Source organism: Nocardioides psychrotolerans (genome assembly GCF_943371775.1).
GTDB classification, from domain to species: domain Bacteria; phylum Actinomycetota; class Actinomycetes; order Propionibacteriales; family Nocardioidaceae; genus Nocardioides; species Nocardioides psychrotolerans_A.
On record NZ_CALRWD010000124.1, the window covers coordinates 1 to 7865 of the forward strand.

Consider the following 7865-nt stretch of genomic DNA (forward strand, 5'->3'; position numbering starts at 1 on the left):
CCCCCCGACCACGGCCGGGAGCACGACCGTGCGACCGGTGGTGCTGAGCTGCACCCGCCGACCGTCCTCGACGACGGTGGGCCCCCCTCGCCCGGCACGTTGACGGCGTACGACGTCGCGCCATAGCCCGTGTGGAGGTTGGCTGGTCATCGCGGCGCGAGGAAGTCCGACAGCGAGCGGGCGATGCCGGCCGCGTCCAGACCGTGCGCGGCCACGTGCTGCTCGGCCGTGCCGTAGTGGCGGCGCTCCTCGCGGGCGACCCCGAGCGCCAGCAGCCGGTGCGGCACGTCGCGCAGGGCGTCGGCCACGTGCCGGGCTGACGTCCCGGCCAGCCAGGGCTCCACGAGCACCACGTCGCCCGAGCCGAGGACCGACCGCAGACCAGGGGCGTCGAAGGGCCGCACGGTGCTGGCGTAGAGCACCGTCACGTCGCGTCCGACGGTCGCGGCCAGGACGGCGTCGAGCACCGGGCCGAGGGCGATGACCGTGGCGCCGGCGCCCCGTCGTACGACGTGGAAGCGGCCGGGGGCGAAGGGGTGCGTGAGCGCGTTGGTCTGTCCGACGACCCGGACGTAGTGCAGGCCCGAGCCCGCCACGACCGCCCGGAGGGTCGAGTCGGTCTCCGCGGCGTTGCCCGGCGCGTGCAGGGAGATGGTGGGCAGGGTGTCGAGCAGGGCGATGTCCCCGGGTGACTGGTGGGTCCGGCCCCCGGAGGCGATGTCGAAGGAGCCGGCCGAGCCGACCAGCACTCCCCCGACGTCCTGGTGGCCGAAGTCGAGCTTGACCTGCTCGAAGGCGCGCTCGACCAGGAACGAGCCGAAGGTGTGCACGACCGGTCGCAGCCCGGCCAGGGCCATCCCCGCTCCGACGCTGACGAGCAGCTGCTCACGGATGCCGACGTTGACGACCCGGTCGGGGTGGCGCCGCTCGACGTCGGCGAGGAGCTGCCCGGAGATCTCGGCGTAGACGGCCGCGATCGAGGGGTCGTCGTCGACGAGGTGGGCGGTGGTCCGGGCGAACTGGGTGCGCGCGTCCATCACCGGCCCTCCAGCCGAGCGACGACCGCGGTGGGGCGGTCGACCTCGCGGTGCGACAGCGCCTTCTCCAGGAGGTCGTGGTCACGACCGTCCACCGTGGTGGCGTGCCAGCCCTCGACGGCGAAGCGGGCCTCGATGCGTCCCGGGACGGCGTACGACGACGACTGGTTGTCGATCACCACCACCGTCAGGGCGGCCAGTCCGAGCGCGGCCGCGAGCGCGACCGCCTCGTGGTTGGACCCCTCGTCCAGCTCGGCGTCCCCGACCAGCACCACGACCCGGGAGTCGATGCCCCGCGCGCGCAGGCCGAGGGCGGTGCCGACCGCGAGCGGCAGGCCGTGGCCCAACGAGCCGGACGAGATCTCGACCCCGGGCACCAGGTTGCGGTCGGGGTGGTGGCCGAGCGGGGAGTCGTAGGCGCCCCAGTCGCGCAGCCAGGACTCGGGCACGAAACCCTGCTCGACGAGTACGGCGTAGTAGGCCATGGGCCCGTGGCCCTTGGAGAGGTAGAAACGGTCACGGTGCGGGTCGGACACCGTCGCGGGCGTGACGTCGAGGACGCGCTCGTAGAGCACGCGCAGGACGTCGAGGGTCGAGGTGGCGGCGGCGGAGTGCTTCTCGTCGCCCGTCATCAGGCTCATCAGGCTCGTCGTCCGTGTCATGGGACCACCGTGCAACTTCAAGCGAGGTTGAGGTCAAGGACTCGCGTGCGGCCGATCGCGAGCGGCCTGGAACACTGCATCGGTGACCTCGGGCTCCCCCTCCTCGCACTCGCGCGACCTCGCCTCGCGCAGCCTCGCCTCGCGCAGCCTCGTCCTGGTCGGGATCGTCGTGCTCGCCTTCAACCTGCGGCCGGCCGCGGTGAGCGTCGGGCCGGTGCTCGACGAGATCCGCACCGGGCTCGGCATGTCGGGCACGGAGGCCGGGATCCTCACGTCGCTGCCGGTGCTGGCGTTCGCGGTCTTCGGCGCGCTCGCCCCGCGCTTCTCCCGCCTGGTCGGCAGCCACCGGCTCACGCTGCTGGCTCTCGCCTGCGTCGTCGTGGGGCTCTGGGGTCGCAGCCGGGCCGACGCCGTCGCGCCGTTCCTGGCCCTCTCCCTGCTGGCCCTGGGCGGCATGGCGACCGCCAACGTGCTGCTGCCGTCCTTGGTCAAGGCTCACTTCCCCGACCGGGTCGGGCTGCTCACTTCGCTCTACTCGACGGCCCTCGCCTGCGGTCTGACGCTGGCGTCGGTGGCCACCGTCCCGATCAGCGAGGCCGCCGGCGACTGGCGCGACGGGTTGGCCGTCTGGGCGCTCACGGCGGCTGTCGCGGCGCTGCCCTGGATCGCCCTGGTGCGCGACGGCCACGACCGGCGCAGCGACGAGGACCCGGGCCCCGGTCACGTCGCGGTCGGGCTCGCGGCCGTCGCCCGCACCCGGATCGGGCTGCTGATGGCGCTCTTCTTCGGCCTCCAGTCGCTCCAGGCCTACGCGATCTTCGGCTGGTTCCCCGCGATCTTCCGCGACGCCGGCCATTCCGCCGCGACCGCCGGCCTCCTGCTCGGCGTGATCACCGGGGTGAGCATCCCGCTCTCCTTCGTCATCCCGTCCCTCGCGGCCCGGCGGGCCGACCAGCGCCCGATCGTCTGGGCGGTGGTGCTGTGCTACCCGGTCGGCTACACCGGCATGATCCTCGCGCCCTACGACGGGGCCTGGGTCTGGGCGGTGCTGATCGGCACCGGCACGACGACGTTCCCGCTGATCCTCACGCAGATCGGGCTGCGCTCGCGCACCCCCGCCGGCACGGCGGCACTGTCGGGCTTCACCCAGTCGGTGGGCTACCTGCTGGCCGCCGTCGGCCCCTTCGGCATCGGGCTCCTGCACGACCTGACGGGCGGGTGGACCGTGCCCCTGCTGGTGCTGATCGGGCTGTGCGTGCCGCTGCTCCTGGTGGGCCTGGCGGTCGCCCGCCCGGCCTACGTCGAGGACCAGCTGCCGTCTCGCTGAGTCAGCTCATGCCGCCGTCGAAGGCCAGCACGGAGCCGGTGATCATCCGGGCGTCCTTCGAGGCGAGGTAGACGATCGCCGAGCCGATCTCCGCCGGCGAGATCGCCCGACCGGGCAGCATCATCAGCAGCCGGTCGGAGACGCGGGCGTCAAGGTCCGGCGGGAAGATGCTGGCCACGTGGGACACGATCGGGGTGTCGACCGTGCCGGGGCAGATCGCGTTGACCCGGATGTTGTCGGGCGACAGCTCGAGGGCCAGCGCCTTCGTCAGCTGGGTCAGACCACCCTTCGCCGCGGCGTACGCCGTCGCGTAGGGCTGGGCGACGTTGCCCGCCACCGAGGAGACGTTGACGATGTTGCCGGTGCATGCCTTGAGGTGCGGCATCGCCGCCTGCATCAGGAGGAACGGCCCCTTGAGGTCGACGGCCTGGACGCGGTCGTACTCCTCCTCGGTGATCTGCTCGAAGCGGCCGAACTGCACGATGCCGGCGACGTTGGCGAGCACGTCGATGCGACCGTGCTCGGCGCAGCGCGCGATCGCGGCGTCCACGGAGGCCTTGGACCCGACGTTGCACTCGACGTAGGTGACGCCCTCGGGGACGGTCGCGTTGACGTCGAGGCCGTAGACCACGTCACCGAGGTCGCGGAAGAGCTCCGCGGTCGCGAAGCCGATCCCCGACGCGGCGCCGGTGATCACGACGACGCGCTGGTCGGGGCCGGGCGCGACGGTGGGGGTCTGGCTCATGCGGTGGCTCCTGGTGCGTTCGGTGGTGTGGGCGGTGGCGGTGGTGCGGTGAGGTGGTGGGCGAGGGTGCCCTGGAGGCCGATCCCGAAGCGGCGCTCGCGGAAGCGCCACCGGCCCGACCCGTCCTGGTCGAAGGTGTCGACGTAGGTGCCGGTCACGATCGGCTGGAGCGGCAGGTCCGGCACCGCCTGGAGGACGACGTAGGACGAGCGGGCCGTCACCGACCCGTCCGGCGCCGGCTCCTCGAAGGCGGTGTTGGTGACGACGTGCTGCGTGCCCGGCGTGCCGTCCTCATGCATCACGACCAGCCCGGCATAGAGCGCAGCGACCTCCTCGGCCCCCGTCGCGATCGTGGCGCCGTCCAGCGTGCGCAGCGTCGCGTCGGCCATCAGCCGACCGATCCCCGCGACGTCACCGGCGTCGATGAGGTGGCAGTAGGTGCCCAGGAGACTGCGGATCCGGTCTCCGTCACTGAGGGGCACGCGCCGGACCCTATCAGGCAACTAGAACGTGTTCTAGGTCTGTCCTCGGCTGCCGTCGACTTGAAGTCCCCTTGAGGTCCCGCCAGGCTGGAGCGGTGCCAGAGCTGACGATCGGCCACCTCGCGGAGCGCTCCGGGGTCGCCACGAGCACCATCCGCTTCTACGAGTCGCGGGGACTGGTCCACTCCCGGCGCACGACAGGCAACCAGCGCCGCTACGAGCAGTCCGAGCTGCGCCGCGTCGCCTTCATCCGCGCCGCCCAGCGGGTCGGGCTGACCCTCGACGAGGTCGCCGAGGCGCTGGCGACGCTGCCCGACGGGCGCACCCCGACCAAGGCCGACTGGCACCGGCTGAGCAGGGCGTGGCGCCCGCGGCTCGACGAGCAGATCCGTCGCATCGAGCTGCTGCGCGAGCGCCTCGACGGGTGCATCGGGTGCGGCTGCCTGAGCCTGCGCAGCTGCGCGCTCTACAACCCGGGGGACGAGGCTGCGGAGCACGGCACGGGTGCTGTCAGGCTGGAGCCGTGAGCCTCCTGCACGAGCCGCACCACGACGGCTCCCCCCTCTACGTCGCCGACGAGCACCCGCGCCCGGGCTCCCTCGTCACGGTGCGGCTGCGCACCCACGCCGACGACCCCGTCGAGGCGGTCTGGATCCGCACGACGTACGACGCCGAGCCGGTCTTCCACCCGTGCCGCGTCGAGGAGCGGGCCGGCGACTCGGTGTGGTGGGCCGGGGAGCTGCCGCTCCACAACCCGGTCACCCACTACCGCTTCCTGCTGGCCCACGGCACCGGCCGCGACGCGGCCCAGCGGTGGCTGACCGCCGCGGGCGTGATCGAGCACGACGGCCCCGACGCGTTCGACTTCCGGCTCACCTCCCACGACGCACCGCCCGACTGGGGTCGCGACGGCGTCGTCTACCAGGTCTTCCCCGACCGCTTCGCCCGCTCGGCGGCCGCCGACTCACGCGCCACCCCCGACTGGGCCGTCCCGGCGCAGTGGGACGACGAGGTCGCCTTCGAGCCCGGCGACCCGCGCACCCCGATCCAGTTCTTCGGCGGCGACCTCGACGGCGTCGTCGAGCACCTCGACCACGTGGCGCAGGTCGGCGCGACGATCCTCTACACGACCCCGGTCTTCCCCGGCGAGAGCAACCACCGCTACAACGCCTCCACCTTCGACGGGGTCGACCCGCTGCTCGGCGGCGACGAGGCCTACGCCCGGCTCAGCCGCGCTGTCCACGCACGCGGCTGGCGGCTGCTCGGCGACCTCACGACCAACCACACCGGTGACACCCACGAGTGGTTCCACCTCGCCGTCGCCGACGAGGACGCCCCCACCCGCAGCTGGTACCACTTCGGCGCGCACGGCGACTACGAGTCCTGGATGGGCCACCACACCCTGCCCAAGCTCAACCACGCCGTCGCCGAGCTGCGCGCCGCGATGACCGAGGGCCCCGACAGCGTCGTGGCCCGCTGGCTGCGGCCGCCGTTCGGCGTCGACGGCTGGCGCATCGACGTCGCCAACATGACCGGCCGCCTCGCCGACCTCGACGTCAACCACGCGGTCGCCCGCGGCCTGCGCCGCACGGCCCAGGCCGAGCGCCCCGACGCGCTGGTCATCGGCGAGCACAACCACGACGCCTCCACCGACCTGCCCGGCGACGGCTGGCACGGCACCATGAACTACTCCGGCTTCTCCTGGCCCGTGTGGTCCTGGCTGCGCGACCCCGACTCCCCCGCGCGTCCCTTCGGACGGCCCGTGCCCGTGCCGCGGCGCGGCGGACCCGCCGTGCGTCGCAGCCTTGACGAGTGGGGCGGCCGCTACGGCTGGCGCGCCACCTGCGCGTCCTGGAACATCCTCGGCTCCCACGACAGCGCCCGCATCCGCACCGTGGTCGGCGACCCCGTGCAGCACCGGGTCGCGGCGGGGCTCCAGTTCACCCTGCCCGGCGTGCCGATGGTCTTCGCCGGCGACGAGATCGGGCTCGAGGGCGTGCTCGGCGAGGACGCGCGACGCACCATGCCGTGGGACCGCCCGGAGACGTGGGACCACACCACGCTGACGTCGTACGCCGCACTCGCGGCAGCGCGCACCGCCCACGTCGCCCTGCGGCGAGGTGGGCTGCGCTGGGCCCACGTCGACGACGACGCGCTGATGTTCCTGCGCGAGCACCCGCAGGGGACGGTGCTGGTCGTGGCGCGCCGCGCGGCCGGACCGGCGGTCGACCTGCCGCTCGTGCTCGGCGAGCCCCTGGTCTCGACCGAGGAGCCGGTCGGCCCCTTCGCGAGCGGACCCGGCGTCACGGTCTGGGCCGTGGTCGAGGAGCCGGAGCACTAACCTGGCGCCATGGCGCTCCACATCGTGGCCAACCGGCCCGACCCCGCGCTCCTCGGACTGCCCTGGTCGACGCCGCTGGAGGAGTGGACCGACGACTACGTCGTGCCGCTCCCCCGCGGCCTGTCGCGGCACGTCGTGCGGATCATCCGCCTCGGTGAGCGCACCTACGCGGTGAAGGAGACGGTCGACGACATCGCCTTCCGGGAGTACCGCCTGCTCCGCGACCTCCAGCGCCTGGGCCTGCCCGCCGTCGTACCCCAGGGTGTGGTGACCGGGCGCCTGGACCCCGACGGGGAGGAGCTGCCGGCCACCCTCCTGACCGAGCACCTGCGCTTCTCGCTGCCCTACCGCAGCCTCTTCGCCCACGGGCTCAGCGCCGACAACGTCCCCTCGCTCGTCGACGCCCTCGTCGTCCTGCTCGTGCGCCTGCACCTGGCCGACTTCTTCTGGGGCGACGTGTCGCTGTCCAACGTGCTCTTCCGTCGCAGCGCCGGCGGGTTCGCCGCCTACCTCGTGGACGCGGAGACCGGCGAGCTGAAGCCGACGTTGTCAGCCAACATGCGGGAGTACGACCTCACCATCGCCACGGAGAACGTCTTCGCCGAGCTGCTCGACCTGCAGGCCAGCAACTCCCTCACGCACGAGCTCGAGGCCCACGACATCGTCACCCTCCTGGCCGACCGCTACCACCTGCTCTGGGACGAGCTCACGGCCGAGGAGGAGTTCGGCGCGGGCGAGCTGTGGCGCATCGAGCAGCGCGTCGAGCGGCTCAACGACCTCGGCTTCGACGTCGAGGAGCTCGACATCGTCACCGACTTCGACGGCGACCGGGTCCGCATCCAGCCCAAGGTCGTCGAGCTCGGCCACCACCAGCGCGAGCTCCAGGCCCTCACCGGCCTGCACGTCGAGGACGCCCAGGCCCGTCGACTGCTCAACGACCTGGCGTCGTTCACCGCTCACTTCGACCTGGGACGGGAGGACCGCAGCCTGGTCGCCAACCGGTGGCTCACCCGGATCTACGAGCCGATCATCGCCATGGTCCCGGCCGAGGGCCGCGGCAAGCTCGAGCCGGCCGAGATCTTCCACGAGATCCTGGTCCACCGGTGGTATCTCTCCGAGCGCGCCGGGCGCGAGATCAGCATCTTCGACACCGCCGCCGACTACCTCGAGACCGTCCTCAAGCACCGCCCCGACGAGGCGGTCGCGGTCACCTCCGCCGACGATCCGGAGGGATAGTGTGGGACGTTTTCGACCTGCTGCGCAGCCAGCGA

General features: G+C 72.8%; 8 protein-coding genes. 4 read left to right on the plus strand and 4 right to left on the minus strand.

Translation table 11 applies throughout. The features are described 5' to 3' along the window. Window positions 1-146 precede the first annotated feature (146 nt). Together AAG827_RS21570 and AAG827_RS21575 are read right to left on the minus strand one after the other, a co-directional pair. Window positions 147-1037: a transketolase gene (locus tag AAG827_RS21570; protein WP_341928265.1), complete on the minus strand. Its 891-nt coding sequence runs from the start codon at window positions 1035-1037 to the stop codon at window positions 147-149. Next, window positions 1037-1699 carry a thiamine pyrophosphate-dependent enzyme gene (locus AAG827_RS21575; RefSeq protein ID WP_341928266.1) on the minus strand — a complete coding sequence of 221 codons (663 nt, stop codon included), beginning with the start codon at window positions 1697-1699 and terminating at the stop codon, window positions 1037-1039. Before AAG827_RS21575 ends, AAG827_RS21570 begins: the two co-directional genes overlap by 1 nt. A gap of 82 nt (window positions 1700-1781) precedes the next feature. Here AAG827_RS21575 and AAG827_RS21580 point away from each other — a divergent pair, with 82 nt between their 5' ends. Continuing rightward, window positions 1782-3026, plus strand: a complete 1245-nt coding sequence (locus AAG827_RS21580; RefSeq protein ID WP_341928267.1) for an MFS transporter — start codon at window positions 1782-1784, stop codon at window positions 3024-3026. A gap of 1 nt (window position 3027) precedes the next feature. On the opposite strand, the gene AAG827_RS21585 is transcribed toward AAG827_RS21580, so the two are convergent. Together AAG827_RS21585 and AAG827_RS21590 are read right to left on the minus strand one after the other, a co-directional pair. Next, complete coding sequence (locus AAG827_RS21585; RefSeq protein WP_341928268.1) at window positions 3028-3771, minus strand: SDR family oxidoreductase; 744 nt, start codon at window positions 3769-3771, stop codon at window positions 3028-3030. Then, the gene (locus tag AAG827_RS21590; RefSeq protein WP_341928269.1) at window positions 3768-4253 is read right to left on the minus strand and encodes a nuclear transport factor 2 family protein; all 486 of its coding nucleotides are present in this window, start codon (window positions 4251-4253) and stop codon (window positions 3768-3770) included. The genes AAG827_RS21585 and AAG827_RS21590 overlap by 4 nt, the downstream gene beginning before the upstream one ends. 95 nt (window positions 4254-4348) lie before the next feature. Between AAG827_RS21590 and soxR the strand changes: the two genes are divergently transcribed. Genes soxR through AAG827_RS21605 form a run of 3 tightly spaced genes read left to right on the plus strand, consistent with a single transcriptional unit; the run spans window position 4349 to window position 7830 of the window. Further along, the gene (gene soxR / locus AAG827_RS21595) at window positions 4349-4780 is read left to right on the plus strand and encodes a redox-sensitive transcriptional activator SoxR (RefSeq protein ID WP_341928270.1); all 432 of its coding nucleotides are present in this window, start codon (window positions 4349-4351) and stop codon (window positions 4778-4780) included. Beyond that, window positions 4777-6594: a glycoside hydrolase family 13 protein gene (locus AAG827_RS21600; RefSeq protein ID WP_341928271.1), complete on the plus strand. Its 1818-nt coding sequence runs from the start codon at window positions 4777-4779 to the stop codon at window positions 6592-6594. The genes soxR and AAG827_RS21600 overlap by 4 nt, the downstream gene beginning before the upstream one ends. 9 nt (window positions 6595-6603) lie before the next feature. Further along, window positions 6604-7830 carry a DUF4032 domain-containing protein gene (locus tag AAG827_RS21605; RefSeq protein ID WP_341928272.1) on the plus strand — a complete coding sequence of 409 codons (1227 nt, stop codon included), beginning with the start codon at window positions 6604-6606 and terminating at the stop codon, window positions 7828-7830. Window positions 7831-7865: the final 35 nt, after the last annotated feature.